The following is a 26,104-nucleotide window of genomic DNA, read 5'->3' as shown; positions in this document are numbered from 1 at the left end:
GCCCCCGACAATTTCGGGGGCACATCTTTGGCTTGCTCGAGGCTGCTCTGCCTGAGCTGGGTCTCAATAATTGGTGAGTTTCCGGCCAACGGTTCTTGCTCCCCACAGTATGAGTGCTCCCGCTTCTCTGAGGAGAGAAAGGGACGCGACCGGTTCCGGCGCGGGGATACCGCGGACTGCTAAACCCAGCCCTTTTGCAAGAAGCTTTGTTCTTGGGAGGTGACTGCGCGATGTCACGATCGTCAGCGGGACATGTTTGCCCGGTCGAAGTGTCCGCTGATCCAGGGTGCGGGGATCGGGGACATCGGTAGCGGGGAGTCCGGCCCAGGCCTCCGGAAAGCCGTCGTGGGTGAGAATTGCCCGCAGGTGGAGAAGATTCTCCTCCGTGGTCCGCGACCAGGCCTCTTCAACAAGGACGGCACGGGGAATTCCGTGTGATTCCAGGTAGTTGGCCATGACCGGCGCCTCCGGCTGGATGCCTTTTCCGCCGATCCCACCAAGGCAGATGGCGAGCGGGCGGAGCCCGGAACGGTGAGCCACCAACCACTCGTTCGCTGCCGTGTCTAGGCGACGACGAAGGGCGGGGCTGGGGGCCCCGCCCTCTACCGTGCTGCCGAGAACAGCAATAACTGGATCAGTGCTGGTAGGCACCTTGCCACACCGTGTCGAACGGAGGATGGGCGACAATTCGGTTCTCAATGCCGGCGGTGACTACATCCTTGGCTACCTGGACTGCCTGGCGAATCTCCGTGCCCTTTGCGAGCTCTGCGGTGATCGCAGCCGCCAGCGTACATCCGGCACCGTTGACACGGTAGGAGCCGACCTTCGGTGCCCGGTAAATCGTTGCCTCTTCGCCATCCCAGAGGACGTCGACAGCATCATCACCGGGGAAGTCAATACCGCCCTTAACGACAACGGAGCGGGGGCCATGATCGGAGATACGCTTCGCGGCCTCAACGAGATCGTCAACGCTGTCGAAGGATTCCATGCCTGACAGGGTGAGGGCCTCGAAGTGGTTCGGGGTCGTCACCGTTGCCTGCGACAGAATCTCGGTACGGAGTGCCTGATCGGTGTCGAATGCCTGGCCGGCTTCCTGCCCCTTGCAGATGAGGACGGGGTCGACCACGATGTTCTTCCACGGCTGCTTACGCAGTGCTTCAGCTACTGTCTCGATCGTGGGGATTGTGCCGAGCATACCAATCTTCACCGTGTCGAGATCGAACGAGGCCGTGGCCGCAGCGATCTGTTCGGCAATTCGCTCGGGAGGCATCGGGGTGAACTTGTGGCCCCAGTCATCGTCCGGGTGCATGGTCACGACACAGGTCAGTGCGCCGAGCCCGAAGACCCCCAGTTCGTGGAACGTGCGAATGTCGACCTGGAAGCCGGCAACGCCGCTCGCCTCAGATCCGGCGATCGTATATGCAAAATTCATGAATTCCCTTTCTGTCACAGACGATCCATGGTTGCGGGATTCGAGCCCTGACGACCGTCCTCTCCGCGGTTGAGCGCCGTGATCCTCTCATGATCCGCCTCGGTGAGCGGTACGTCAAAGATGTCCATATTGGAAGCAACGCGAGACGGCGTGACCGACTTCGGGATAACAACGTCACCGCGGTTCAGATGCCAGGCAAGTACCACCTGTGCGGGTGTTACGCCAATGCGCTCCGCGATCTCCTCGATCACCGGATCGGTCAGTACTGCGGCACGACCGAGCGGGGACCATGCCTGGTTAATGATCCCGGCCTCCGTGTTCCTCGCGCGGGAGTCCTCGTTCGTGAAATAGGGGTGAACCTCGATCTGGTTGATTGCTGGCACCACCTCGGAGCCCTCAAGCAGAACGTCGATGTGCTCGGGAAGGAAGTTCGAAACACCAATGGCCTTGGCGCGACCATCCGCATAGAACTCTTCCAGGACCTTCCAGGTCGACAGGAAGTCGCCATCGTAAAGGGTGGGTAGCGGCCAGTGGATGAGGAACAGGTCAACATAGTCGGTCCGTAGATCCTCAAGCGACTGGGCGAAGGATGCTCGAGCGTCCTTCGCAAGGTGATTCGTATTGTTGAGCTTCGTTGTGAGGAAGATGTCGCCCCGGTCAATGCTCGAGGCCTCAATAGCTTCGCCTACCTCGGCTTCGTTGCCGTACATCTGAGCCGTGTCGATATGTCGGTAGCCAGCATCCAGCGCCATCGTGACAGCCGCCGCCGCATCGGCGGGAGCAATCTTGTAAGTTCCGTAGCCAAGAACGGGGATCGTCGCTCCGGTATTCATTGTCAGGGTCTTAGTCATGCCACCATTGTCCCCCGATTCCAACTGCTACGTAAACTCCCGGTCACCGATTCTCAAACGATCTCATCGACAGTGACCCAGGTGCTTGTCCACAGGCAGTGGGGAGCAAGAGGCAGAAGCCGTATTTATGGACGGACTATCCTGTGACCTGCACTGTTGATACCTTGGAGGTATGCAACTCATACCGATTCTGGTTGTCGAAGATGACAACGCAGCACTCGATTTTTATACGAAGGTTTTCCAGGCGGACATCAAGAAGGTACACCGGAACACGACGCAGATCAGTGTCCAAGGGTATGCCATCGCGATCCGCAAGGCCGACGATCGGGACGCCTGCTCCGATGAGCATGGCATCATCCTGCTCATCGAAACCGCCGCGCCCGATGTTCTCGCTGAGGCGGCCATTAAGCACGGCGCAGAAAAGATTACCGACGTCGATGATTATGAAACCGGTATCCGTGCCGGACGGATCCGTGACCCGTTTGGATTCCAATGGATTCTCAGCACACCGGCACCCCTCTAGGGGCAACCTTCAGCCTCGGCTTCGCCGAGCTGTCGGTCTTCGTCGATGACGCGGGCACCGTTATCGCGTCCGGCTTTGACAGTCTCGATGCCATTGCGGCTGGCCGCCCCTACCGCAGGGGTGATCTGCCGAGCAATGTGACGGAAGCACTGGAGGCATGGACTAACGGCGACTTTGGTCGCCTCATGGACGTTCCTGTGTGGATCACGGGAACACCAAAGCTTGTCCAGCTGAGGGAACAGCTCCGCAAGGTCCCCGCGGGCTCGGTTGTGACCTATGGGGAACTGGCTGACCGTGCGGGTCTGCGTTATTTACCGAGGCTAGCGGGCCGAGCGTGTTCGGAGAATCCCTGCCTGCTGTTCGTCCCCTGCCACAGAGTTGTCGCTGCGTCCCACGTGGGCCCGCCCGTTGTGCCGGGAAGCTACGCGGCCACGGAAGGTATGAAGGCACAACTCCTGACTCACGAGGGTGTGAGCGTCCGGGAAGCAAAGCCAAGGGACGAATCGTCGGGATTCTGAATTCTCTCCACGAGTCCTGCGTTCCGGGCAATCCTTTAGAGATTGCCCGGAGCCATAATCCACAACCGTCCGGTAAAGCGTCGACACGTCTCTACTTCTAAATGGCCTGACGTGTGGCTCGAGTGGATGATCGCTTTGCGGTTACCGGATCTGGGATAGCTCAACTTCACGGGGATCCAGGACGACCATGTTGCCAGCTTCAAGGGAGTCGATGAGTGTGATGTCGTCGGCGCTCAGGTGAACATCGGCGGAGGATAGATTCTCTGCCATCCGGTCCGGGTTGGTGGACTTGGGAATGATGATCCTGCCCTTGGCTAGATGCCAGGCGAGAATGACCTGCGCCGGGGTTGCCTCAATGCGATCGGCAATTTCCTTGACCTCGGGCGCGTTTAAGTCATCGCCGCGCCCGAGCGGGGAGTATGCCTGAACGGCAAGGCCAGCGTCCTTCGATGTAGCCTCAACATCTGCCTGCTGGAACGTTGGGTGAAGTTCAAACTGGTTGACCATCGGCTTGATGCTTGCTTCGCCGATAATCCGATCGAGATACTCGGGAAGGAAGTTGGCGACACCGATGGCGCGCACAGCACCTTCCTCGTAGAGCTTCTCGAACGCCTTCCAGGTCTCTACATACAGATCACGCTTCGGGCTCGGCCAGTGGATCAGGTAAAGGTCAATAACATCCAACCCCAGGCGCTTACGGGAGTCGTCAAAGGCCTTCAGCGCGGACTCGTATCCCTGCTCGCCGTTGCGGAGCTTCGTGGTTACAAAAATGTCATCCCGGTCCACCCCTGTGGCTTTCAGTGCGGCACCGACACCCTCCTCATTGTCGTAGGCCGCAGCCCCGTCAATGTGCCGGTAACCAAGCTCGAGGGCGGTCTCGACAGTCTGCTGAACTTCGTCGGCAGGGACCTGCCACACGCCAAGACCGACCTGGGGGATTCGAACCCCATTGTGGAAAGTGATTGGCGAAACGGATGCCATGATGATGCTCCTGCTCTTGACAGTAAGAAAGGACGGGTCGTGAGTCGAACCCATCTCCTTTCCACTCTGGCACGCCTTAGAACGGTGTTCCACCCATTCCGCCACCCGCATACCATGCATAATCAAAGCATGACGATTGAGACAGAAAGATACAGAATCGGTGGAGATACCTTTTCCGATCACCGGATCGAGGTGCCGCTCGACCGCAGCGGCAAGCTAGCAGGGAACATCTCTGTCTTTGCTCGTGAAGTGGTACGTGATGGACAGGAGAAGGCCCCGCGCCTCGTATTCTTCCAGGGTGGACCGGGCTCACCGGCCCCACGCCCGGCACCCGTTGGTGGCTGGGTGGACTGGCTACTCAATCACTACCGCGTCATTCTTTTTGACCAACGAGGCACGGGCGCATCAAGCCCCATCGATTCTGCCATCGTTACCGCCCAGGGAGATTCTGCCGCGCAGGCCGACTACCTTGCCTGCTTCAGGGCCGACGCGATCATTGATGATGCTGAGCAGCTCAGGCAGGAACTGCAGGGGGATAAACCCTGGCATGTGCTTGGGCAGTCTTTTGGTGGTTTCATCAACACTGCCTATCTCTCACGGGCGCCCTACGGACTCGCTTCGGTCATGATCACGGCAGGCCTGCCCTCGGTCAGCAAGCATGCTGATGAAACCTACCGGTTGACGTGGGCTTCGACGAAGGCACGGAACGAAGAGATGTTCCGATCCTTCCCCGGACTTCACGACCGCGTATGGGATGTTGCCGTTCACCTCGAGAACAGCGATGAGCGGCTCGTCACCGGGGAACGGCTGACGCCGGCACGGCTCCGCATGCTTGGGCTCGTCCTCGGTTACTCCTACGGCCCGCAAACACTCCGGTTCCTCTTCGAAGACCCGTTCACAGTGATCAAGGGTGAGAAGAAACTAAACTCCCGCTTCCTCCTGCAGGTGTCTGACCGGCTCTCGTTTGCCCAGAACCCCATCTACGGGGTCCTCCACGAGTCGATCTACTCGGGAACAGCCGGCGGTCCAACTTCCTGGTCCGCACACCGCATGAGAAACGAGTTCCGAGACCATGCCCTCCCGGGAACCGAACAGTCACCGCACGAGACCGAGAAGGCGGCGCAGCAGGCCGGAGCACAGTTCCTCTTCTCCGGCGAGCACGTCTTCCCCTGGCAAATGAGCGACGACCCCAGCCTGGCTCCCATGGCGGAAGCAGCAAATCTCGTTGCCGAGCGTTCTTTCCCCAGGCTCTACAACACGGAGGTGCTTAACGAGAATACGGTTCCGGCCTCCGGTTGGGTGTTCTGGGACGACATGTTCGTCCCAGCATCCCTCTCCCTGGAAACCGCGGCACAGATCCGTGGCTTCAAGCCATTCCTCACGAACGATTACCACCATGATGGACTGAGGGCCGATGGTCCAAAGCTACTGGAACGAATGCATTCCTGGAACATGCAGCAACGGTCCGGGCACGCATAGGTTGCGGAGGAAAGGCTAGGAGGCTCCCGTCCGATCTGTCATGTTCAAGAGATATCCACAGTGACCGCTACAAACGGAACAGGAGCCGCCTCAGCGCGAGCGGACCCCGGGTTCCTAGAGTTGGGTCAGGCAGACGCAGTCGAAGAAGGATAGTTTATGCGGACAAACTTTACCCAGGCGGTAGTTGACGAACTGGCAGCCGCGGTTCCTGATGAGCTAGCCGGATCCGGACAACCCGTCCTTATCGGCACGGGGTGGGATGGCGCGGTGTACAAATGGGGGGACCGTTGCCTACGCCTGTCGACCTCGGCGGCGGCAGCCGAACTCCTGGCGAAGGAGTATCGGTGGACGGAACGGGCTACGAGCCTGCTCATTGAGAGCGGGTTCAGCGTCCCAACACCAAGGTTCTATGGAGAATCAACGGATTTCTTCCCCTACCGTTGGCTCCTCGTCGATTACGTGGCAGGAGCTCCCCTCTCCGACATCCCATCCGAAGACCGCGGGAGGGCAGCCCGGGACCTCGCGACCGTCTTTGCAGCACTCCACGAGAAGGCACCCCCGGGCGCTCCCGTCAGCCCCCACAGAAACGTCGCACTGGAAAAGAAGGCAGATGCCTTCAACAAATATGTTCGGGGAACTGACATGGAAGCTCTGCTCCGGCCCCTCTTCGAGCGGGGCGTTGCGGCCCTGCCGTGGGATAGGGAACCAGTCTGGTGCCATGGCGACCTACATGCGCGAAACATTCTGACGGCCGGCGGCTCGATTTCGGGAATCATCGACTTTGGTGACCTCGGTGCCGGCGACCCCGCAGTGGACTACGCGGCATTCATCTTGGCCTTCACAAAGCAACAGCGTGAGGATGCTCGAATAATCCTCCGCATGCTTGGCCAGCCCGATGATGCCTTCCTCTGGGAACGGGCGCGGGGATGGGCGGCATACATGGTTGCCGCACTCGCCAGCTCAGAGCACGAGGAAGATCGGCGGCTTGCCGAGGAAGCACGGCGGCTTCTTGCCAGTGAATTACCGGACTGATTCTGTGCTCTGATCGACGCGCAGCGGTGTGGGGCGACATGAAGCGTGAGGAATCTCGGATGACCGGTGTCAGGTTCAGGTCGTAAGCTGGTGCAATGGGCGAAAATCTTTCTCAGCAGGCTAAGGACCTGACCGACGAGGATCTCATCGCACTCTTCGGAGACGCCATGGTTGAGCGCGGACGGGGCTACCACCGGGAAGACAGACTCGCATCGGTCACCGTCGAGGACAGCATCGTTGCCCGAGTCAAGGGCAAAGGTCGCACCTATCTCGTCATGATTGACAGCATCGAACCATTTGACGGGCGATGCACGTGTCCCGTCGGTAGCTACTGTAAACACATGGTTGCTACCCTCATGGGACTCGGGGCCGGCGGGGATCTAGGGTGGCGGAGCTTGCTCACCGCTATGACATCCACCCGTAAGTCCGGTGGAGCTGGCCTGGCGCTGAAGGTCGATACGCGTAGCGAAGGCGGGCCCCTCACGCCGTTCCGGCGGAGTAAAGGTCACTGGGTGCTCCTACCGTGGCCGGACCTCACAAACAACCACTGGCAGTCCACGACGGACGGGCTCGACCAAAGCCACGTCAGTCTTCTCCGGCACCTCCACCGCACGGCACGCCGCAGTCGGCCTTGGAACTCGCCCACCGACATTCTGGTCTCCGACCTGGGAGCCGAAGGAATGTCCTTCCTCCGTCAACTCGCCAGTAACGGCATCGAGATTCTCGACCCCGACATGGAAACGCTGGCGCTCGCGGACGACTACTGGCCCGTGCGCATGGAAATCGAGGGTGCGGGTGATATTACGGCAAGGCCCGTGGTGGCCCGGCCCAGTGACGGGGTCCGTGCATACACGGTTCCCGGAGTTGTGCCCGTTCTTGCACTGTCAAAGGGGAAGCTTGCCAATATCGCGCCTTCCATCCCGACGCAGATCCAGTCCCTTATTGCCTCCCGTGGCACCATTCCCGTTAACGAGAAGGACCGGCTGGAGTTTGAAGCAACCTTCCTGCCCGCGGTTGGTGAGGTTGACATCGTGTCACCCGACGGGTCGTTCACGAAGACCGAGTTCACGGAGCCCCGCCTCCACCTCGATGTGACGAGGCCATCCGGGCTTTCCCTCCTGTTGAAATGGAAGCAGGCCCGCCGAGCAGTAGGCTCCAATGAACTGCTTGTCACCGATTTGATCGATGCATCTGGTCTTGCAGACGACGTGGCGATCGCGGAGCGCCTCTGGGCGGAGGCGGATCTCCCGCCGACATGGCGGATTCCAGCATCGTCGCAACTCGCCCCCGAATACTTGGAGACCTTCCGGGAGTTCTTCGTGCCCGCTCTCAAGGACGTCGGCATCGAGGTGTCGTTCTCCAAGGGAGGCGATATTGAGCTCGTGCGTGCCATCCCCGAGCTGCGGATCAATGCCGCAAGTGAACGTGACTGGCTGGATCTGGCAATGACGGTCGAGGTTGACGGTCACGATGTTCCGTTGCCGGTCCTGTACCCGGCATTGGTTGGCGGCCAGCCCTACCTGGAGTTCGGTAGCGTTCTTATCAAGCTCGGGGAGGAGTTTGACGAGCTACGGAAGCTCCTGCGAGAAGCGGCGATGCTCGGTCGAATCAAGGGTAAAACGATCAGTGTTCCCGCAGCCCAGCTCCACGCTCTCAGCATCCCTGACGATCAGCTTGATGGGCTCCTGGAGGACCGACTTGGCAGGCTCCGGGAGCTCGGGCAGCCCGTTGATGTTCCAGCTTCTCTGACGGCAACCCTGCGCCCTTACCAGGAGGTGGGGTACTCCTGGCTAGTCCGCCTAGCATTAGCGCAGTACGGGGGGATTCTTGCCGATGACATGGGCCTTGGTAAGACCGTCCAGGTCCTTGCCGCGATCACCAAACTCAAGGAACTGGGACGACTGGGTGGCCCCGTTCTGATCGTTGCCCCCACGTCGGTGGTTTCCACCTGGGCACATGAGGCAACCCGCTTTGCTCCGGGACTCACCGTCAATACGGTGACGGCAACAGCAAAGAAGCGCGAGGAGTCAGTGGAGGAACTAGCTGCCGCAGATATTGTCGTCACGTCCTACACTCTTCTTCGCCTCGAAGGGGATGCCTATGAGGGTGTCACCTGGGAAGGTGTTGTCCTTGACGAAGCGCAGGCAGTGAAGAACCCGCGGACGATTGGATATCGCGCACTGATCAAGCTACGTAGGGAATGGACCTTCGCGGTAACCGGCACACCGATCGAGAACACGATTGGCGACCTCGGCGCACTGTTTGGGCTATCAACTCCCGGGCTTCTACCGGCAGCCGATAAGTTCTCTGAAAAATTCAAGCGACCCATCGAACGCAACGGGGATCCCGTTGCCCGGGCTCTTCTCATGAAGCTAACGAAACCGTTCCTCATGAGGCGCAAGAAGTCCGATGTTGCTCGGGACCTGCCCGAGAAAATGTCGACAGTTCTCTCGATCGAGATGGATGACAACCATCGGGCACGCTACGTGAAACAGCTGGAACGAGAACGACAGGAAGTCCTCGGGCTTATTCAGGATCCGGACGGCAACAAGATCTCAATCCTGGCTTCGCTGACGAGGCTTCGTCGCCTCGCAATCGACCCCGGACTGTTGGATGATGGGGGGCCGCCCGCCACCAAGACCCAGGTTCTTCTCGAACACCTCGATACTCTTATTCCCGCCGGACACCAGGTTCTCGTGTTCTCCCAGTTCACAAGCTATCTGGCCAGAATCGGTGAGCAGCTTGATAAGGCGAAAATATCCTACGCTTATCTTGATGGAAGTACGAGAAACCGCGACCGGGAAATCCAGTCATTCAAGTCGGGAGAAAAGCCCGTCTTCCTCATCTCGCTTAAGGCGGGCGGTGTCGGCCTGACCCTGATCGAAGCCGACTATGTGTTTGTCATGGACCCCTGGTGGAACCCCGCTGCGGAAGAGCAGGCTATTGACCGCGCCCACCGAATCGGTCAAGACAAGCACGTCCACGTCTACCGCATGGCATCCACCGGCAGTATCGAAGAGAAGGTCCTTGCCCTCCAAGAACGAAAGCGTGGCTTCGCTGAGCTTATCGATAGCGGTAGCGGAGCCCCGATCACCGCAGATGACATTAGGGCGCTTCTCGAGTAATAGCTTGGTGACGGTGTGCGGTGCAAGCCGTCGGTCACGGGTCTCTACTGATGCCTTCTCAAAAAATGACTGTGGGCTTCGGTAAGCCCACAGTCGCAAGTTGTGCCGTGCACCAACCTGCCTAATGGGAGACCGGTGCGACCGAATCCTAGGAGACCGGTCCGTCGTCGACGGGACGGAGAAGGTACGCGGCGGCCTCCGCGTCGTCTTCTGCGCGCAACCGCGGCGTTGATGTCCGATCCGGCTTGAACCCCAGCATGTCCGCATAGAATGCCCGGATCACTTCCATGTCCTTCGTGATGTCCCACGTTGGTTCGAATGTGGGCCCGGTGCCAAAGGTTTTAGAAACCGAGTCCACGAAACCGAACGTGATGGGAAGCTTGTTCTCGTAGGCAATCCGGTAGAAGCCGGACTTCCAGAAGTCCTGTTTTGAGCGGGTACCCTTGGGCGTGATGCAGAGCGTGAACGTGTCGGCCTGCTGAGCAACCTGCGAGATCCCGTGGGTAAGGCCCGTGCTTTTACGACGATTGACGGGAATGCCGCCGAGCCAACGAACGATTGACTTGAGGACCGGGACCTTCATGACCTCGTCCTTAACGAGGAAGTTGAACTCCCGTTCGGCCCGCCACATGATGAGAACCATGAGAAGGGCGTCGAAGTTCGACGTGTGCGGGGCACCGATGATAATCGACTTGTTTGGCCAGGGTTCGATGCTGGGCTTCCACTTCGGCGTGACAGCAATGAGCGCGTTAGCGATACCGCGACGAAGAGTCTTACCTGCCTTACCGGACACTGGTCACCGCAACAGAGTAGTTCCAGATCTCCGAACCGGTACCGACAGGCTTCTTACCGCCCGACCGGTCGTGGCCCTCGCGGAAGTTCTGGGATGATGTCCACGCCTGGAAAGACTCCTCATCCTTCCACCGGGTAATGACGAGCCACGTGTTACGGCCGTCCTCGGGGCGCAGAAGCTCAAAGCCTTCGGAGCCGGGAACGTCGTCCATGGCCCGTGCACGGGGCGAGAAGCGCTCCGCAAGAGCGTCACCGGAACCTTCCGGAACCTCGATGGCGTTGATCTTGATTACTGTCATGGTCTTCCCTCCACTATCAGTGATCATGATAGTCCGGTTTTGGGCCAGCTCCAGTTACGAGCCCGGGTGAGCTCACGAGAGTGCCCGCGAAACGTTAGCTGACGACGTGTTTGCTCGCTGCGCTAGGGGAGCTTGCTTTCAACAACCTGGATAAAGGCTTCCTCGTCGAGGGCACCGGGGACAAAAACGTCCTCGATTATGAACGACGGGGTTCCCGTGACACCGAGCTCAAGATTGTGCTGGCGTGAATCCAGAACAGCCTCGAGGGTCTCCACGTCCTGCAGGTCCGCGCTGAACTGTTCGATGTCTTCAACACCAACCCGTTCCGCTACGGATTCGAAGTAGGCCAGGTCGTAAGCCGGACTTGTTCCGTTGTACGTGTCCTCGTAGAGAACATCACCGTACTCCCAGAACAGTCCTTGATTTCCGGCCGCTCGTGCCGCTGCCGAGGCGTAGATCGAGGCGTCCCCAAGGACCGGATGGTCGCGGTACTCGAACCGGACCTGGCCGGATTCGATGTATGGATCGAGAGCTTCGAAAACCTCAACATGCCACAGGGCGCAATAGCCGCACCTGTAGTCGGCATACTGGACAACGACAATGTCGGCGTCCACGTCACCGAGAGCATACGGATCCTCGGAATCCCTCTGGTGCTCCGCAAGAAGAGCGTCAGAATCCTCCACGGTGCCGGACGTAGCATCCTCCGTGGGTAGCGGTGCGACAGTCGCAGTTGGTGTTTCTGCAGGATGGGTTGCGGCGTCAGAATCGCTTGCCGTTTTGCTCGCGTCACTATCTGCTCCGTCGTCCGATCCCAATGTGGAATCGGGTTCAATTGTCTCGGCCTGGATGGTCTCGTGGGACTGGCCTGCCGAGGAGTCATCATCGCCGGAGATTGTCAGGATCAGCGCAATAGCCAGGCCAATGATGACGAGCAGGAGGATGATGATGGTGATCAGCAGCCCCCGATTCTTCGAATCGGGTTGCTGGCCCGGCGTCTGGAACTGGGGGCTGCTGGTGCTCATGACAGCCAGTTCTGCATCTGCTTGATTGCCTCATCGGGGGAAGCAATGCAGGTAGCGAACGTATCAAGGTCGACGTTGCCGCCCGAGATCACGGTTGCGACACGGGAGCCACGGGCGATCTTGCCTTCGTCGACAAGGGTCTTGACTCCGGCAAGGCCGAGAACACCGGTGGGTTCAGAAACGAGCTTCAGGCGATCAGCGACGAGCTTCATGGAGGTGAAGATCTGATCATCGGTTGCGGTGATGATCTCGTCGACGTTCTTCTTCATGAGGTCGAAAGTCAGTTCGGTGATGCTACGGACTCGCGCACCGTCAGCGATCGTTACCGGGGATGGGATGGTGACAATCTCACCCTTCTCGAGAGACTGCTGTGCATCGTTAGCCTCGGCGGGCTCAACACCGAAGATCTGTGCCTCGGGGCTGAAGACCTTTGAGACCAGGGCAGAACCGGAGATCAGGCCGCCACCGCCGACGGGCAGAACGAGCGCGTCGACGTGGCCGACCTCCCGTAGCAGTTCCTGCATTGCGGTTCCCTGACCGGCAATGATCTCAGCATCGTCGAACGATGGGATCAGGGGCCAGTCGCGCTCTTCTGCGAGTGCGTTGGCCATCGCAACGCGATCGTCCTTCTCGGCGTCATACATGATGACCTCGACACCGTACGACTTCGTCATGTCGATCTTGACCTTGGGTGCGTCGGTCGGCATGAAGACGGTCGCGGGGATGTCGAGCTGGTATGCGGTAAGGGCTACTGCCTGGCCGTGGTTACCGCTGGAGTACGTGATAACTCCGCGTTCCTTCGTGATCTCGCTGCGTTCCATGCGAGAGAGGATTGCGTTGAAAGCACCACGGGTCTTGAACGAGCCACCGCGCTGCTGGTTCTCGCACTTGATAAGGACCTCAACACCGAGGTACTTGTTTAGCAGGCGGGATCCAACGACACGGGTTTCGTGCGTGTACTGCTTGATCCGTGCGGCGGCTGCACCGACGTCTTCGAAGGTGGGTAGGGTGGTCATTTCTTCTCCTTCAGAGCAGGAAACTGAAGGCCGGTGTATCCGGTTCCAGTTTCTCGATAACCAGCGGTGACGCGTTCATTCTCTCAAGAAGAGAGGAAATCCGCGACGGCGCATCGATTTCGATGCCAACGAGCGCTGGCCCCGTTTCTCGGTTGTTCTTTTTGGTGTATTCGAAAAGGACAATGTCCTCCCCTTCGGAGAGAACTTCATCCAAGAAGTGCCGGAGAGCGCCGGGACGCTGAGGGAACGTGACAAGGAAGTAATGCCGTAACCCCTCGTGAACGGCGGAACGTTCGATGATCTCGTCATAGCGCGAAATATCGTTGTTGCCACCGGAAATAATGCAGACAACAGGACCGTCATCGGCGGTCACGTGGCCGAGGGCGACAACCGTGGAGGCGAGTGCCCCCGCGGGTTCCGCAATGATGCCGTCCGTCTGATAAAGCTCAATCATTTCAGTCGAAACCGCGCCTTCGGGCACAGGAATGATCTCGTCAACCAGATCGCGAATAATCGGGAAGGTTGTTTCACCAACGAGTGCAACGGCCGTGCCGTCAACGAACCCGTCGACATTCGGTAGCCGGACCGGGCCGCCCTCGTCGATGGCTGCTTGCATGGAAGCGGCGCCAGATGGCTCAACACCGATGATCTTCGTGTCCGGGTAGTTCTCCCGCACCCAGATCGCGGTCCCGGCAGAGAGCCCGCCACCACCGATTGGAACAATCACGGTCTTTGGGGTGGTTGAAGCCTGTTCAAAAACTTCCTTGATAACGGTGCCCTGGCCGGCAATCGTCCGCGGATCATCGAACGGGTGCACGTAGATCGCCCCGGATTCATCGGCGTAGGCCTGTGCGGCCTGCGAGGCAGCATCAAACGTTTGGCCTTCAATGATCATCTCGATCCAGGAGCCACCGATGTCTTGGATCCGGCGACGCTTCTGGCGCGGTGTCGTAGCGGGCAGGAAAACCTTGCCGTGGATACGGAGCTGTCGGCACGCGAAAGCAACACCTTGGGCGTGATTACCTGCGGATGCACAGACAACCCCGAGTTCCCGCTCGATGTCAGTTAGTGTGGAAATAAAATTGTATGCGCCCCGTACCTTGTACGAGCGACCAACCTGGAGGTCCTCTCTTTTGAGGAGCACATCCCCGCGCATAAGCCCGGACAGCCTGAGGGACAGTTCGAGCGGAGTCCGCCGAACCATCGGCCCGAGGCGTCCGGCCGCTGCGTTGACGTCTTCTCCAGTTGGTTGTGGCATATATCCATGGTGCCACGCGAAACTCGGACAAGTGCGGCACTTCGTCCTAATTTCACACGTCGGAACCTACAGAAAAGGTCACATTATGGATCTCGACCCGATTGAACAGATCTTCGAGTTTGAGAGGAAATTCTTTGTCTCCGCACTTCCTGACGTCGTTGAGCACGCGCATCACAACCTGATCATCCAGGGATACGTGTTTGCGGAAGACGGTTACGGTATCCGAGTCAGAGTGACCGCGCCTGACATGACGGTGGACTTCTCCGACTTCAATCCTGACACCGACCGGTTCGGTGCCTACGAACGCAAAGTCCTCGGGGGCGTGGTGGGGAAACTGTCAGGAGCCTGGATTACCGTGAAATCCCCGCCCGTCTCCGGCCAGCGGTACGAGCTCGACCAGCAGCTCGATAGCGCTGTTGCGGTCTCGACTCTCCAAAGATCTCAGCGGATCGTCATCAAGAACCGCCACTCGATTTGGCTGGGGGAGGACGGCTGGGAGATCGACGAGTTTGGCGGGCAAAACCACGGCCTGATCCTCGCCGAATGCGAACGAACCGGTCCGGTTGTTGACCTTGAAATACCCGACTTCTGTGAAACCGAAGTGTCATCGGATCTGCGGTTCACCAACGATAACCTGTCCAAGCACCCGTGGATCGGCTGGGACTCGTCCTACCTTGCTGAGCTAGCCACCAAGGGACCTTTCTTCGAAGACTTTGAGTCGTAAACCGTTCAAAGACTTCTTCCGCTATCCCGTTCGGAAACGTCAACTCCCAACGCGGACTGAGGCTCCTCCGTGCAGCGGAAGCGTGTCTTGATGCCGGACAGTGTTGTTCTTCGCCAACTTGCTAGATCGGTCTCAGCTAACTTGTTAGAAAAGAGTTCACACGACCTTTACCGTGTCCTATCTCACAGCGCAGTTTTTCCTGCGAGCCTAGAGGTACCGAGATGGAAGGTGAGCGGCTTGAGCAGGAGAGCACGCAAGTTCCCAACGTTCAAACGATCCCCGCATGATGGGCGGAAGCAGGTTACTTCCGCCCCACGAATGCGGACTAGGCTATGCAGAATAGACCGACGGTATAGACGGGCGGTGTCGCTGAGGCCAGAGCAGCCCTCAGCGTTTCCGACACGACAAATCGCCTAAGCGAGTGGTTATCCGCCTGGGCGGATAACCACGGGTACGTCGCATGTTAGCCGTGGTGGAGGACCTTCATGGTGGGCCGTGCCAGGATGGCAAGGGTTGCGACGGTGAAGGCCGATAGGGCGGATGCAACGCGCTTACGGTCGACGTTGTAGTTGTCGACGAGCCAGTCGGCAGCGACCTCGAGCGACCAGGCATCGACGTCAAAAACGTCAATGTTGCCGATCTGGTCGAGGACATTCTGGTCGATCGTTGTGCCCTTTTCGTGGTTCACGATAATCGCGATTTCCTGGTGCACGCCGCGGAGCGGTGTCAGCTTCGTGTCGGGCTTCTCGTCGAACATGCGGTAGATACCGGGGGTATCGATCTGTTGACCCTTGAGGGAGGCAAGAGGATACGTGACCTGGACGGGAAGACCGAGTTCTGCGGCGACTTCCCGCAGGAGCGGCTCCTGTTCGTTCGCGTAGTCGATGATGGTCGACAGTCCGTCTAGCGCCCCACATCCGCTAGAACGGTCGTCGGGGCCGGCGTGGATGTGACCCTCGGATCCGTACCAGGTGAGCCGGTTACTCAGTTCGTCAGCACCCCACAGAGGATCGGTGATTCCGCGGGCCGCAGCGAGGGCGACAAGCAGGCTGAGTGATCCGCCGGGAGCGCAGGGAACGACCTGTGCGTACGGGGTGGTTGGCCGACGACCATCAATGCAACGAGCCGGAAGATTCGTCTCGGTACGCATGTAGAGGGAACCATCGGAGTTCGCGAGCTGGAGAGGCTCGAGACCGGGATGACCGGGTTCTGGTGCGATGGTGCCTTTCGCGAGCTTAGCGAATACCCCCACCCGCTACTTCCAGCCCATTGTCATGAGGAAGCCAACGAGCATGACTCCGAAGCCGAGGAACAGGTTGTAGTTACCGTTGTCGAAACCGATCGGGTAGTTACCGCCGGTCACGTACGCGGTGACAACAATGATGAGGCCGAGAAGCATGAGGCCCACCATGAGGGGCGCCCACCACCGGGGTGAGCCCTTGAGCTCCCGGTTCTTCTCGATCTCCACATTTTCCTGAGCCCGCTTCTTCTGGACAGCGGCTTTGCGACGCCTTGATTCGGGCATGTTCGCTCCTATCCTTGTGATGGCATAATCTTAACCGGACTGGCGTTGCGATGAGGAGGGCGACCATGGGCCGACATACCAAGGCTAAACCGTCTGCTCCAACGAGGGTACTAGGTGTTGTTGGAGAACTCCTCATCACAGCGGGTGTCATCATCATCCTGTTCGTCGTTTGGCAGATCTGGTGGACCGACGTTATCGCCGGACGGGAGCAGTCCCGTGTTGTCAGCGAGTTCCGTGAGGAGATTCCAGAACCCGCGGAAGAACCTGCTGATGAACCGACCGAGTACCGGAGTGATCCCCCGGTGATTGATACTGCTACAGTAAAGGCCTCGATTGGCACGAACGACCTGTGGGGAGTTATGCACATTCCCGCTTTCGGTGATGACTACGAGGTTGGTATTGCCGAAGGCACAGACCTCTCGACCGTTATCGATAAGGGAAGCCTGGGCCACTACACGGATACGGCGATGCCGGGGGAGCTCGGCAACTTTGCCCTGGCAGGGCACCGGCAGTCCTACGGCGCTGCCCTTCGCAACCAGCCGGACCTCGAGGCGGGAGACCCCCTCATCGTGGAAACTGCCGAATACTTCTACGTGTACCGCGTGACCGAACACGAGATTGTTGCCCCCACCGCCATCGAAGTTCTCGCCCCGGTCCCCGGAAACCCAGGAGTCGCCGCCGACGGGTACTACCTCACGCTGACGACCTGCCACCCTCCCTTTATCTCGAACGAGCGCTGGATAACCTACGCAGAGCTCGACTACTGGATGCCCCGTAGCGAGGGCACACCGAAGGAGCTTTGATGTACTCTGCACTGTTCCGCCGGCTCCCCGGTCCGACGTGGCTCAAGGTGATTCAAGTGCTCATCATTGTCGCCGCGATTATTGTTCTTCTCTTCGGCTGGGTTTTCCCATGGGCAGCCGAACACCTCCCAATTTCCGAAAACACGGTGGGCTGATGGCAAAAATTCTTATCGTCGACAACTACGACTCGTTCGTTTACACGATTGCCGACTACCTTCAACAGCTTGGAGCGGAGGTCGACATTGTGAGAAACGATGCGGTTGACCCTGAAGATGCGGCGGAATACGACGGGGTGCTTATCTCACCGGGCCCCGGAACTCCCGTTAATGCTGGAGTGTCGATCGATATGATCCGTTACTGCGCAGACAATCAGAAGCCGATGCTCGGCGTCTGTCTTGGCCACCAGGCCCTTGCCGAGGTCTTTGGTGGCACCGTGTCCCATTCGCCGGAGCTCATGCATGGCAAAACCTCCCAGATCAGCCATGCCGGCGGCGGAGTGTTCGATAGCCTGCCGAGCCCCCTCGAGGTAACCAGATACCACTCCCTCGCCATCGAAGACGGAACGAATCCTCATGAGCTTGAAGTAACCGCCTCGGTCCTCAGTGCCAGCGGTGAAGTGATCATGGCGGTCCAGCACAGGAACCTGCCACTGTGGGGAGTCCAGTTCCATCCCGAATCGATTCTCACGCAGGGCGGGCACCGCATGCTTGCCAACTGGTTGGCACTCGCGGGAGACAGCGAAGCCGTCGGCAAATCTGAAGGGCTCAGGCCCCTAGTCGACCGCGGATAGTTACCCGGGGCAATACTGGGAGACGTCCAAAACCGGGAGACGTCAAGATCAAGGGAGCAGCTCGTGAACTGCTCCCTTGATTCATCCCGCGGGTCTACTCTCCCTCGGTAGGCGAAGGCTCCTCCGTAGGAGGTGGCTCTTCGGTGGTCGGGTCGGGCGTTGGATCTTCCGTGGGGGTTGGATCTTCTGTCGTCGGATCCTCGGTCGGTGTGGGATCTTCTGTTGTCGGATCCTCCGTGGCCGGGGGCTCTTCCGCAACCGTGATCGTGATCTGGGTGCCGGTATCGACGATTGAACCTTCGCGGTAGTCCTGAGCGATAACAGTATCGGGCTCGGCTTCGGTAGTTTCCTCGTACTCGATCCGGTAACTCAGGTTGAGATTATCCAGCTCTGCCGTGGCGATATCGATATTCATGTTGAGGAGATTCGGGATAGAGACGCGTCCCGAGGAAACCTGAACGTTGACCTGTGTCCCACGCGGTACCTGCTGATCGGCGGCAGGGTCCGAGGAAACAACTTCACCCTCGTCATATTCGGGGAAGTTATCAACGGAATCTGAGGTGCCCCACACGAGGCCCTCGGCCTCGATGAGGTTTCGAGCGGAATCGACATTAAGGCCTGTGACATCGGGGACGGTAACCTCACCAACGCCGGACGAGAACGACACGGTGACGGTGCTGCCCTCTTCGACAGAGGTGCCAATCTCCGGGTTGGAAGAAACAAAGAGGCCCTCTTCGACATCATCAGACTCGACGGGCTCGCCGATTACGAGCTCAAGATTGTGATCCTCCAAGGTTGTCCGCGCCTCGGTTTGGTCCAGACCTTCGAGGTTGGGAACGTCCACCATTGTGATTGTTGGTGTGGGTTCTTCCGGTGGATCATCGTTGCCGAATACCTGCCAGGCGACAAAGCCAAGAACCGCGAGAAGAATGACAATGATGGCCCACAGCCAGCCGTTGCTCGACTTCTTCTCCTGCGCCGGGAACTGGCCCGTCTGGTACGGAGGATAGTTGCCGGTATGTGCGGAAACCGCGGATGGTACCGACTGGCCGGTCGGGAATACGGTGGTGGCGATTGGTGTGGCCATTGGTGCGGGGGCCACGTAGGCGGTGGTGGCCGGTGCGGTGACCGCCTGTCCACGGACAGCACTCAGCAGGTCGGAGCGGAATGCCGCGGCTGTTTGGTAGCGATCATCGCGGTTCTTCGCGAGGGCTTTGAGAACGACGCGGTCAATAGAATCCGGAATATCAGCCGTCACGGTTGATGGTGGGGTGGGAACCTCGGAGACGTGCTGGTAGGCAACGGCAACGGCCGAGTCACCGGTGAACGGCGGCTTGCCAACCAACATCTCGTACAGGAGGCAACCAGCAGAATAAAGGTCGGAACGAATGTCGACCAACTCGCCGCGTGCCTGCTCGGGCGACAGGTACTGGGCGGTTCCAACAACCGTGTTTGTCTGGGTGACGGTTGAGTGATGATCGGACAGTGCGCGGGCAATGCCGAAGTCCATGACCTTGACCGACCCGTCCGGGGTCAACATGATGTTGCCCGGCTTAATGTCGCGGTGGATGATGCCCTCGCGGTGCGAGTATTCCAGTGCCGATAGGACACCGGCGGCCACGTGCGCGGCTTCGTCGATCGGGATCGGGTCGCCGTCGGCGAGTAGATCACGGACCGTCTGTCCGTTGACGTACTCCATGACAATGAATGGCAGGGTGACCTTGCCGGTCCCGGTCTCGACCTCTTCCTCACCCGTGTCGTAGACGGCAACGATCGACGGATGGTTCAGAGCAGCGGATGACTGGGCCTCACGCCGGAAGCGGGCGAGGAACGTGTCGTCCGTTGCCATGTCGGAACGCAAGATCTTGATGGCGACCGTGCGTGACAGCCTCGTATCGTAGGCGATGTACACCTGTGCCATCCCGCCACGCCCGATAAGCCGGCCAACCTCGTAGCGGTCGGCTAACATCCGGGGGAGTTGGTCCACCATGTTCTACCTTTCCTTTTGACCTAGTCGTTCAGTGCGGTCAGCAAGACCGACTGGGCCATGGGGGCTGCGAGCGAGCCACCGTCTGTTCCAAAACCTTGGTTTCCACCATTTTCCACTAAAACGGCAATTGCCACCTCAGGATTGTCGGCCGGCGCGAAACCAATGAACCAGGCGTGCGGGGCAATTGTGCTCGATATCTCGGCGGTGCCGGTCTTTCCAGCCACGTCCACACCCTGGATCTGAGCCCGGAAACCCGTCCCATTATCGACAACATCAACCATCATCGTTGTCAGTTGCTCGGCCGTGTCCTCGCTCATGGGTCGCGAGAACTCCGACGGGCTGGTTGTGCTGATCTCATCCAGATCGGCAGAGAGCGTACGGTCGACCAGATAGGGAGCCATGAGCGACCCGTCATTCGCGATCGACGAGGCGACCATCGCCATCTGCATCGGCGACACCTTCAGCTCGTACTGGCCGAAACCAACCTGAGCGAGCTCAGCCTGGGTCTGGCTGTCCGGGAACTGCGAAGGAGTGACAGGCATGGGGATCGACAGGGACTGACCGAAACCGAACCTCTCGGCCTGCTCCCTCATCGCGTCCTCGCCAAGCTCGACGGCCGCGATAGCGAAAGGTGTATTGCACGATTGGCGGATCGACTGAAGCAAGGTTGCCTCACCGGAACCGTCACCGCATGCTGCCTCACCCGGGTTGTGAATAACGTGGGTGGTACCGGGAGGTGAATACTCTGTCGGTGCCTCAATCTCATCATCCATGTCGGCGCCGCTTTCCAGCATCGCCGTGGCCGTCACAATCTTGTATACCGATCCGGGCGCGTACAGGTTGCCGCCCGTGGCGCGGTTAAGCAAAGGCTGATCTGGATTCGCGATCAGTGCATCATAGTTCGCCTGAGCGTCGGCAGAGTTGTGGGTTGCAAGCAGATTCGGATCGTAGGAAGGAATCGACACCATGGCAAGAATCCGGCCCGTGTCCGGCTCCAAAACCACAATGGAACCCTTCTGCCCGGCAAGAGCATCGACGGCTGCCTGCTGGATTTCTGGATCGAGAGTGAGCTCCACCCCGCCGCCGCGCTGCTCGTCCCCGGTAATGAGATCCCGGAGCCGCTGAATGGCAAGCGACGTGTCGGAGCCCCCGAGCACACTGTTCTCGTATCTCTCCACGCCCGTCATCGAGTTGAACGCGACAGAGAAATACCCCGTTGAGTGGGCATACAGTTCGCCCTGCTCGTAGGTGCGGAGGAACGAATACAGGTTGTCGACCGGCTCGGACGTCACGATCGTCTCGTCGGCCACGATGATGGGGCCGCGCTCGCGGCCGTACTCTTCGTAGATCGTTCGGACGTTGCGACTGTCGGCGCTCAGTTCGGGTGCCTTCACGAACTGGATCATGGTCACGGAGATCAAGAGAGCCAGGAACATGATGGCTGCGAGAGTGGCAAGCCGCCTGATGGGAAGGTTCACGAAAGGTTCACCGCCTGAGTGTCTGTGCGGTCAGCATCGGACTCGTCACGTGGAGTCTTCTCCTCTGAGTCAGCTGATTCTTCGTCGCCACTATCCCAGTACTCGTCATCAATGTCCCAGGCCGGCGGCAGGGGCTCGCTGGACCGCACCTGGGGCCGTCGTGCAGCATCCGAGATTCGCAGGAGCAGGCCGATGACGATCCAGTTGCACAGTAGCGATGAGCCACCAAGCGCGATGAGGGGGAGCGTGAGGCCGGTGAGTGGGATAAGGCGAGTCACGCCACCAACGACAACGAAAACCTGGAGGGCAATGGTGAAGGAAAGGCCCGCTGCGAGGAGCTTGCCGAAGCCGTCACGAACATAGGCAGCACTACGCAGGCCCCTAATGACGAGGATGAGATAGAGAGCGAGGATGGCAAAAACTCCGGCCATGCCCAGCTCCTCGCCGATTGAGGCAATGATGAAGTCGGAGTTCGCCTGGGGAACAATGCCGGGATAACCCTGACCGAGCCCCGTTCCAAACAGGCCGCCGTGCGCCATGCCGAAATTGCCCTGGACGACCTGGTAGGAGCCGAACGCAGCATCGTAAACCTCTGGGTCCATGGCGTTCAGCCACACGTTGAAGCGGGCCGTGACGTGCGGGAACAGTTGAAACACGACAAAGCCGCCGCCGAGTGCCAGGAGCCCGCCGATAACGATCCACGACAGCCGGTCGGTTGCCACGTAAAGCATGGAAACAAACAGGCCGAAGAACAGGATTGAGGTTCCGAGATCCTTCTGGAAGATCAGGACGGCAAGGCAGATAGCCCAGGCCAGCAAGATCGGAGCAAAGTGCCGGAGCTGCGGGAACTGGATCTTCAGAAACTTGGGGCCCGCCAAAGCCAGATTGTCGCGGTTGACGACGAGATAACCGGCGAAGAATATCGCGAGGAAGATCTTTGCGAGTTCCGCAGGCTGGAAGGAATAGCCAGCGATGCTGATCCAAATCCTTGCGCCATAGATCTCCCTGCCAAGGCCCGGGATAAGCGGCAGGACAAGGAGAACGGCGGAGACGATAAGAGACGTGTACGTGAACTTTCGCAACACCCGGTGGTCGCGTAAAGCAATGACAACGAGGGCAGCTAGCACCATGCCAAGGGGCGTGAAAATAGCCTGCGAGGTGACCTGGCTACCTCCGGTGGCAATGTCGATCCGTTCAATCATGGCCAAACCCAAGCCGTTGAGTGCCATGGCGGACGGGAAAATAACCGGGTCTGCGTAGGGAGCGGCCCATCGGATAAGAAGATGAACGAGCAGCGCTGTTCCGCCGAAGATCGCGGACACGACCATGATGTTCCCCGGCATTTCTCCATTCGCTCCGAGATGCACGAGTGAATACGCTCCCAGGCCGATCACGGCCGAGAGGATCGTGAGGAAGAACTCGGGGAGCCTACCGGGGTGGGCGGCGAGATGAGTGACTGTCGCCATCAGGGCGTTTCCTCAGGCTGAGTGTCACTCTCGGTCGGCTGACCACCGCTGTCGGAACGGGGCGGCGGAGTCTGCGACGGATCATCCGCTGGATCCTCGTTGGAACCGTCGACCGGACTTGGGGTCTCGGTGGGATCCTCCGTGGCGTCGTCGGCTTCCTTCTGTTCCTCGTTTTCAACGATCTGGTCCCGGAGGAATTCATCCTCAAGATCAGAGACGTAGTTCTCGGCGTCCTCCCGGGACGAATGCGTGACGGGCTCCTCGAGCCTGCGCTGCGCCGTTTGCGTCAGATCCTCGATTTGTAGGTCGGTGCGTTCATCAAGGTGCGAAAGTTCAATGGGCCCGAGGGCCTGAGGGACGCCCCGGTAGATACCGACGTTCCCGTCAGCCGAATAAACGTAGTACTGGGACTGCGTCCAGAACCAGGCGCCAAAGATGCCGCCAGCAAGAAGAACGAAAACACCGATAAGAACAGCAAGCCGTGCGGGCCATTTCTTTTTCTTCGGTGCTTCGTCGTCCTCAACGCAGTTCGGGTCGGCAACGTCCCCGGTGCGAACTGGACGCTTGCTCTTCCCGCTCTCAAACTCTGCGGAGGCGGAACCGACAACGACGGGAATCTGGGAGGGCGCGTTGGCGCCGGAGATCTCGCGATCGTCGAGGATGTCGGCGAGAACAACAGTGACATTGTCGGGAGCCCCGCCCGCGAGGGCAAGCTCAATGAGCCGGGATGCGCACTTCTCGAGGTTTGCGTAGTGGAGGAGCGTGTGGGCGATCGTTTCGTTGGAGACAACACCGAACAGACCGTCGGAGCAAAGGAGCCACCGGTCGCCAACGACCGCTTCACGCACGGACTCGTCGAGCTCGACCTCGCCCTCCGTGTCGCCAAGCGCCCTCATGATCACGTTCTTCTTCGGGTGGTTCTCGGCCTCTTCCGGCGTGATCTGACCGTGGTCGACCAGGTACTGGACGAGAGTGTGGTCCTTCGTCACCTGAATGAGGGAATCACCGCGAAGCAGGTAGGCCCGTGAGTCACCGATGTGGACCATAGCGAGCTTGTTCCCTGACCGCATGAGAGCGATACAGGTGGTTCCCATGCCCTTCAACGCCGGGTCGTCGGCTGCCATGGCAACCAGCTCGTCGTGAGCTTCCGTGACCGTTTCCCGCAGCATCGGTAGCAGGTCGTCGGCGCGGTGAATGTCGTCGAGTTCGGATAGTTTGCTGACCGTGACGCTCGAGGCAGTGTCGCCACCGGCCGCGCCACCCATGCCGTCAGCAAGCACCAGGAGATGCGGTCCAGCGTAACCAGCATCCTGGTTGTTCTTGCGGACCGCACCAACATCCGACCGAGCGGCAAAGCGAAGTTGAACTGACATTGAGCGCCTAGCGTTGCAGGGTGAAGGTGGTTTGGCCGATCGTGACCGAGTCGCCTGCCTTCAGCGGGATGGGATGGTCGATACGCTGACCGTGGACAAATGTTCCGTTCGTGGATTGCAGGTCCTCAACGAACCAGGAACCCTCGGAATTAAAGAACCTGGCGTGCCTGGCCGAAGAATACGAGTCGTTCAGTACGAGAGCGGAATCGGGGGAACGCCCAACAATGATTGATGCGGTGCCAAGCGGAACGGTCGTACCGGCCAGAGGGCCGTCGGTCACAACGATCTTTGTGGGAACGCCCTTCTTAGGCTTTGGCGGGGCCTTAGCCTTGGGCTGGTGGTAGTTAACGGGGGCAACCGGTTGCGGCTTCTGCCCACGCTTCTTGACGCGCACACCGTAAATGTCCCGGCGCAAAGTCAATGTCACCGCCATGACAAAGATCCACAGCAGGACAAGGAACCCGATGTGGAGAAGTGTCAGGACAAGCTCGCTCATGCGTAGCTCTCCGGGCTATTCCAGAACATGATTCTCGTTCGGCCAATCGTGATCGTATTACCGTCAACAAGTGTGGCGGCAGAGATCCGGTGGCCCTCAACGAAGCTGCCGTTCGTGGAACCAAGATCGGTAGCGATAACGCCGCGTGGCGTTACCCGCAGTTCGAGATGATGGCGTGATACGCCGGTGTCGTCAACGACAATGTCAGATTCGGAGCCGCGGCCAATGATCGTAACCGGGCCCGTCAGAAGGTAACGCTGTCCCTGAACATCGATGATGGGATTTGCTGCGGAGGGAACGGATGTAGTCACGGGTGCAACAGCTCCTCGAACGGTTTGGGAAGTGACGCGAACGGTGCCTGTGCCCTGTTCTTCGGCCTCCTCGAATGCAATGGCTATCGGACCAAGGAACGTGTAGTCCTGGGAGGTGGCGTATTTGATGGCGTGATCGCTGAGTTCATCCTCGATAGCGACCCGACCCCACTGGTCGATCTTCGCGTAGTCATCGGACGCCAGAGTGATCCGGAACTGGTTCGGAGAGATTGTGCGAGACCGAGAGTAGACCGCGGCCCCCTCGTCCATCGCACGGTTGATTGCCGACGCTATTTCGACCGGCTTGACCTCCGACTTGAAGGCGCGGCTGAACACGGAATTAACAGCATTCTCGATGCCGCGCTCGAACTTGCCAAAAGCTCCCACGCGTTTTCCCCTTTCCAATGACGGCCGGCCAGGTGGTCCGGAACTACATCAAGACTAGTAGGTTTTTGCCCCCAAGCGAGGGTCAGGGGGAGTTTCCTGGGGAGTCTTCCCTCCAACATTCCCCAGTGTTGATATTGATTGCACAGCTCTCTCCCCTGCACATCCCTACGCGTAAGCCGGAAAGAGACCTTTAACGCGGATAGCGCGCCTAACCTCTCCACTAGTGCGGACGTCGGCCGTTTCACACCGGGTTCACTTTGAGCAATAGCAACAAGCAAGATAAACTAGGCGAGCTGGTTACCAGCACTGCGCAAGTGGCGGAATAGGCAGACGCGCACGGTTCAGGTCCGTGTGCCCGTGAGGGCGTGGGGGTTCAACTCCCCCCTTGCGCACTCAATGAGCGATGTTGTAACCCGGGCCTGAAGAAACAGGT

General features: G+C 59.3%; 26 protein-coding genes and 1 tRNA gene. 10 read left to right on the top strand and 17 right to left on the bottom strand.

The genetic code is table 11. The annotated features are described in order from the left end of the window. Positions 1–63 precede the first annotated feature (63 nt). From ACTHUY_RS03990 to ACTHUY_RS03980, 3 genes are read right to left on the bottom strand one after another with little or no spacing between them, the layout of a single operon-like run. Positions 64–651: a YdcF family protein gene (locus ACTHUY_RS03990; RefSeq protein WP_441677732.1), complete on the bottom strand. Its 588-nt coding sequence runs from the start codon at positions 649–651 to the stop codon at positions 64–66. Further along, positions 635–1,432, bottom strand: coding sequence for a bifunctional hydroxymethylpyrimidine kinase/phosphomethylpyrimidine kinase (thiD, locus tag ACTHUY_RS03985; protein ID WP_441654061.1), 798 nt, complete (start codon positions 1,430–1,432; stop codon positions 635–637). Before thiD ends, ACTHUY_RS03990 begins: the two co-directional genes overlap by 17 nt. A 14-nt stretch (positions 1,433–1,446) precedes the next feature. Continuing rightward, positions 1,447–2,283: an aldo/keto reductase gene (locus ACTHUY_RS03980; protein WP_441654062.1), complete on the bottom strand. Its 837-nt coding sequence runs from the start codon at positions 2,281–2,283 to the stop codon at positions 1,447–1,449. A gap of 172 nt (positions 2,284–2,455) precedes the next feature. Here ACTHUY_RS03980 and ACTHUY_RS03975 point away from each other — a divergent pair, with 172 nt between their 5' ends. Then, positions 2,456–2,806, top strand: coding sequence for a VOC family protein (locus ACTHUY_RS03975; RefSeq protein ID WP_441677730.1), 351 nt, complete (start codon positions 2,456–2,458; stop codon positions 2,804–2,806). Further along, complete coding sequence (locus ACTHUY_RS03970) at positions 2,776–3,324, top strand: methylated-DNA--[protein]-cysteine S-methyltransferase (RefSeq protein ID WP_126704360.1); 549 nt, start codon at positions 2,776–2,778, stop codon at positions 3,322–3,324. The genes ACTHUY_RS03975 and ACTHUY_RS03970 overlap by 31 nt, the downstream gene beginning before the upstream one ends. A 141-nt stretch (positions 3,325–3,465) precedes the next feature. Here the strand turns inward: ACTHUY_RS03970 and ACTHUY_RS03965 are convergent, their stop codons facing one another. After that, positions 3,466–4,305, bottom strand: coding sequence for an aldo/keto reductase (locus tag ACTHUY_RS03965; RefSeq protein ID WP_441654064.1), 840 nt, complete (start codon positions 4,303–4,305; stop codon positions 3,466–3,468). Between the two features lie 129 nt (positions 4,306–4,434). Here ACTHUY_RS03965 and ACTHUY_RS03960 point away from each other — a divergent pair, with 129 nt between their 5' ends. The 3 genes from ACTHUY_RS03960 (at position 4,435) to ACTHUY_RS03950 (ending at position 9,941) form a co-directional block, all read left to right on the top strand. Continuing rightward, positions 4,435–5,784 carry an alpha/beta fold hydrolase gene (locus ACTHUY_RS03960; protein WP_441677728.1) on the top strand — a complete coding sequence of 450 codons (1,350 nt, stop codon included), beginning with the start codon at positions 4,435–4,437 and terminating at the stop codon, positions 5,782–5,784. 156 nt (positions 5,785–5,940) lie between these two features. Further along, on the top strand, positions 5,941–6,816 hold the full coding sequence (locus ACTHUY_RS03955) for a phosphotransferase (RefSeq protein WP_441677726.1): 876 nt from the start codon (positions 5,941–5,943) through the stop codon (positions 6,814–6,816). 95 nt (positions 6,817–6,911) lie between these two features. Further along, positions 6,912–9,941 carry a DEAD/DEAH box helicase gene (locus tag ACTHUY_RS03950; RefSeq protein WP_441677724.1) on the top strand — a complete coding sequence of 1,010 codons (3,030 nt, stop codon included), beginning with the start codon at positions 6,912–6,914 and terminating at the stop codon, positions 9,939–9,941. Between the two features lie 148 nt (positions 9,942–10,089). On the opposite strand, the gene ACTHUY_RS03945 is transcribed toward ACTHUY_RS03950, so the two are convergent. From ACTHUY_RS03945 to ilvA, 5 genes are all read right to left on the bottom strand, one after another. After that, entirely contained in the window at positions 10,090–10,734 is a 645-nt protein-coding gene (locus ACTHUY_RS03945; protein ID WP_441677722.1) for a 1-acyl-sn-glycerol-3-phosphate acyltransferase, read from the bottom strand. Next, complete coding sequence (locus ACTHUY_RS03940; protein ID WP_441677720.1) at positions 10,724–11,032, bottom strand: antibiotic biosynthesis monooxygenase family protein; 309 nt, start codon at positions 11,030–11,032, stop codon at positions 10,724–10,726. The genes ACTHUY_RS03945 and ACTHUY_RS03940 overlap by 11 nt, the downstream gene beginning before the upstream one ends. A gap of 122 nt (positions 11,033–11,154) precedes the next feature. Then, positions 11,155–12,054, bottom strand: coding sequence for a DsbA family protein (locus tag ACTHUY_RS03935; protein WP_441677718.1), 900 nt, complete (start codon positions 12,052–12,054; stop codon positions 11,155–11,157). After that, positions 12,051–13,070 carry a pyridoxal-phosphate dependent enzyme gene (locus ACTHUY_RS03930; protein ID WP_441654070.1) on the bottom strand — a complete coding sequence of 340 codons (1,020 nt, stop codon included), beginning with the start codon at positions 13,068–13,070 and terminating at the stop codon, positions 12,051–12,053. The genes ACTHUY_RS03935 and ACTHUY_RS03930 overlap by 4 nt, the downstream gene beginning before the upstream one ends. Before the next feature lie 10 nt (positions 13,071–13,080). Then, a complete protein-coding gene (ilvA, locus tag ACTHUY_RS03925; RefSeq protein WP_441654071.1) occupies positions 13,081–14,328 on the bottom strand; it encodes a threonine ammonia-lyase IlvA in 1,248 nt (415 codons plus the stop codon). Between the two features lie 85 nt (positions 14,329–14,413). On the opposite strand from ilvA, the gene ACTHUY_RS03920 reads away from it, so the two are divergent. Further along, positions 14,414–15,052, top strand: a complete 639-nt coding sequence (locus ACTHUY_RS03920; RefSeq protein ID WP_441677716.1) for an adenylate cyclase — start codon at positions 14,414–14,416, stop codon at positions 15,050–15,052. A gap of 463 nt (positions 15,053–15,515) precedes the next feature. On the opposite strand, the gene ACTHUY_RS03915 is transcribed toward ACTHUY_RS03920, so the two are convergent. Next, positions 15,516–16,304 (bottom strand): hypothetical protein, encoded by a 789-nt coding sequence (locus ACTHUY_RS03915; RefSeq protein ID WP_441674938.1) that lies wholly within the window; start codon positions 16,302–16,304, stop codon positions 15,516–15,518. A gap of 3 nt (positions 16,305–16,307) precedes the next feature. Beyond that, the gene (locus ACTHUY_RS03910; RefSeq protein WP_126704371.1) at positions 16,308–16,577 is read right to left on the bottom strand and encodes a cell division protein CrgA; all 270 of its coding nucleotides are present in this window, start codon (positions 16,575–16,577) and stop codon (positions 16,308–16,310) included. A gap of 65 nt (positions 16,578–16,642) precedes the next feature. On the opposite strand from ACTHUY_RS03910, the gene ACTHUY_RS03905 reads away from it, so the two are divergent. The 3 genes from ACTHUY_RS03905 to ACTHUY_RS03895 are packed head-to-tail and all read left to right on the top strand — an operon-like array spanning position 16,643 to position 18,170. Next, positions 16,643–17,380, top strand: a complete 738-nt coding sequence (locus tag ACTHUY_RS03905) for a class E sortase (protein ID WP_126704372.1) — start codon at positions 16,643–16,645, stop codon at positions 17,378–17,380. Then, positions 17,380–17,535, top strand: coding sequence for a hypothetical protein (locus tag ACTHUY_RS03900; RefSeq protein ID WP_164719929.1), 156 nt, complete (start codon positions 17,380–17,382; stop codon positions 17,533–17,535). Before ACTHUY_RS03905 ends, ACTHUY_RS03900 begins: the two co-directional genes overlap by 1 nt. Next, positions 17,535–18,170: an anthranilate synthase component II gene (locus ACTHUY_RS03895; protein ID WP_126704373.1), complete on the top strand. Its 636-nt coding sequence runs from the start codon at positions 17,535–17,537 to the stop codon at positions 18,168–18,170. Before ACTHUY_RS03900 ends, ACTHUY_RS03895 begins: the two co-directional genes overlap by 1 nt. A gap of 94 nt (positions 18,171–18,264) precedes the next feature. Here the strand turns inward: ACTHUY_RS03895 and pknB are convergent, their stop codons facing one another. The 6 genes from pknB to ACTHUY_RS03865 are packed head-to-tail and all read right to left on the bottom strand — an operon-like array spanning position 18,265 to position 25,671. Continuing rightward, positions 18,265–20,160, bottom strand: coding sequence for a Stk1 family PASTA domain-containing Ser/Thr kinase (pknB, locus tag ACTHUY_RS03890; protein WP_441677713.1), 1,896 nt, complete (start codon positions 20,158–20,160; stop codon positions 18,265–18,267). 20 nt (positions 20,161–20,180) lie between these two features. Then, positions 20,181–21,638: a peptidoglycan D,D-transpeptidase FtsI family protein gene (locus ACTHUY_RS03885; protein ID WP_441654076.1), complete on the bottom strand. Its 1,458-nt coding sequence runs from the start codon at positions 21,636–21,638 to the stop codon at positions 20,181–20,183. Further along, positions 21,635–23,104 carry an FtsW/RodA/SpoVE family cell cycle protein gene (locus ACTHUY_RS03880; RefSeq protein WP_441677712.1) on the bottom strand — a complete coding sequence of 490 codons (1,470 nt, stop codon included), beginning with the start codon at positions 23,102–23,104 and terminating at the stop codon, positions 21,635–21,637. The genes ACTHUY_RS03885 and ACTHUY_RS03880 overlap by 4 nt, the downstream gene beginning before the upstream one ends. Continuing rightward, the gene (locus tag ACTHUY_RS03875) at positions 23,104–24,477 is read right to left on the bottom strand and encodes a Stp1/IreP family PP2C-type Ser/Thr phosphatase (protein ID WP_441654078.1); all 1,374 of its coding nucleotides are present in this window, start codon (positions 24,475–24,477) and stop codon (positions 23,104–23,106) included. The genes ACTHUY_RS03880 and ACTHUY_RS03875 overlap by 1 nt, the downstream gene beginning before the upstream one ends. Before the next feature lie 7 nt (positions 24,478–24,484). After that, on the bottom strand, positions 24,485–24,973 hold the full coding sequence (locus tag ACTHUY_RS03870; protein WP_126704377.1) for an FHA domain-containing protein FhaB/FipA: 489 nt from the start codon (positions 24,971–24,973) through the stop codon (positions 24,485–24,487). Continuing rightward, a complete protein-coding gene (locus tag ACTHUY_RS03865) occupies positions 24,970–25,671 on the bottom strand; it encodes an FhaA domain-containing protein (RefSeq protein ID WP_126704378.1) in 702 nt (233 codons plus the stop codon). The genes ACTHUY_RS03870 and ACTHUY_RS03865 overlap by 4 nt, the downstream gene beginning before the upstream one ends. Before the next feature lie 308 nt (positions 25,672–25,979). On the opposite strand from ACTHUY_RS03865, the gene ACTHUY_RS03860 reads away from it, so the two are divergent. Further along, positions 25,980–26,063: transfer RNA gene (locus ACTHUY_RS03860), tRNA-Leu, on the top strand. Positions 26,064–26,104: the final 41 nt, after the last annotated feature.

The sequence above is a fragment of the Flaviflexus sp. genome, from assembly GCF_052087705.1.
Classification (GTDB): domain Bacteria; phylum Actinomycetota; class Actinomycetes; order Actinomycetales; family Actinomycetaceae; genus Flaviflexus; species Flaviflexus ciconiae.
The sequence above is the reverse complement of the archived record's forward strand: the minus strand, read 5'-3'. Positions and strand labels throughout refer to the sequence as shown.

Coding starts and splice junctions, on each gene's coding strand:
- ACTHUY_RS03910 (WP_126704371.1), bottom strand. CDS start 16,577: ATGCCCGAATCAAGGCGTCGCAAAGCCGCTGTCCAGAAGAAGCGGGCT.
- ACTHUY_RS03970 (WP_126704360.1), top strand. CDS start 2,776: ATGGATTCTCAGCACACCGGCACCCCTCTAGGGGCAACCTTCAGCCTC.
- ACTHUY_RS03975 (WP_441677730.1), top strand. CDS start 2,456: ATGCAACTCATACCGATTCTGGTTGTCGAAGATGACAACGCAGCACTC.
- ACTHUY_RS03980 (WP_441654062.1), bottom strand. CDS start 2,283: ATGACTAAGACCCTGACAATGAATACCGGAGCGACGATCCCCGTTCTT.
- ACTHUY_RS03900 (WP_164719929.1), top strand. CDS start 17,380: ATGTACTCTGCACTGTTCCGCCGGCTCCCCGGTCCGACGTGGCTCAAG.
- ACTHUY_RS03960 (WP_441677728.1), top strand. CDS start 4,435: ATGACGATTGAGACAGAAAGATACAGAATCGGTGGAGATACCTTTTCC.
- ACTHUY_RS03895 (WP_126704373.1), top strand. CDS start 17,535: ATGGCAAAAATTCTTATCGTCGACAACTACGACTCGTTCGTTTACACG.
- ACTHUY_RS03955 (WP_441677726.1), top strand. CDS start 5,941: ATGCGGACAAACTTTACCCAGGCGGTAGTTGACGAACTGGCAGCCGCG.
- ACTHUY_RS03940 (WP_441677720.1), bottom strand. CDS start 11,032: ATGACAGTAATCAAGATCAACGCCATCGAGGTTCCGGAAGGTTCCGGT.
- ACTHUY_RS03875 (WP_441654078.1), bottom strand. CDS start 24,477: ATGTCAGTTCAACTTCGCTTTGCCGCTCGGTCGGATGTTGGTGCGGTC.
- thiD (WP_441654061.1), bottom strand. CDS start 1,432: ATGAATTTTGCATATACGATCGCCGGATCTGAGGCGAGCGGCGTTGCC.
- ACTHUY_RS03920 (WP_441677716.1), top strand. CDS start 14,414: ATGGATCTCGACCCGATTGAACAGATCTTCGAGTTTGAGAGGAAATTC.
- ACTHUY_RS03880 (WP_441677712.1), bottom strand. CDS start 23,104: ATGGCGACAGTCACTCATCTCGCCGCCCACCCCGGTAGGCTCCCCGAG.
- ACTHUY_RS03870 (WP_126704377.1), bottom strand. CDS start 24,973: ATGAGCGAGCTTGTCCTGACACTTCTCCACATCGGGTTCCTTGTCCTG.
- ACTHUY_RS03905 (WP_126704372.1), top strand. CDS start 16,643: ATGGGCCGACATACCAAGGCTAAACCGTCTGCTCCAACGAGGGTACTA.
- ACTHUY_RS03950 (WP_441677724.1), top strand. CDS start 6,912: ATGGGCGAAAATCTTTCTCAGCAGGCTAAGGACCTGACCGACGAGGAT.
- ACTHUY_RS03935 (WP_441677718.1), bottom strand. CDS start 12,054: ATGAGCACCAGCAGCCCCCAGTTCCAGACGCCGGGCCAGCAACCCGAT.
- pknB (WP_441677713.1), bottom strand. CDS start 20,160: ATGGTGGACCAACTCCCCCGGATGTTAGCCGACCGCTACGAGGTTGGC.
- ACTHUY_RS03930 (WP_441654070.1), bottom strand. CDS start 13,070: ATGACCACCCTACCCACCTTCGAAGACGTCGGTGCAGCCGCCGCACGG.
- ACTHUY_RS03965 (WP_441654064.1), bottom strand. CDS start 4,305: ATGGCATCCGTTTCGCCAATCACTTTCCACAATGGGGTTCGAATCCCC.
- ilvA (WP_441654071.1), bottom strand. CDS start 14,328: ATGCCACAACCAACTGGAGAAGACGTCAACGCAGCGGCCGGACGCCTC.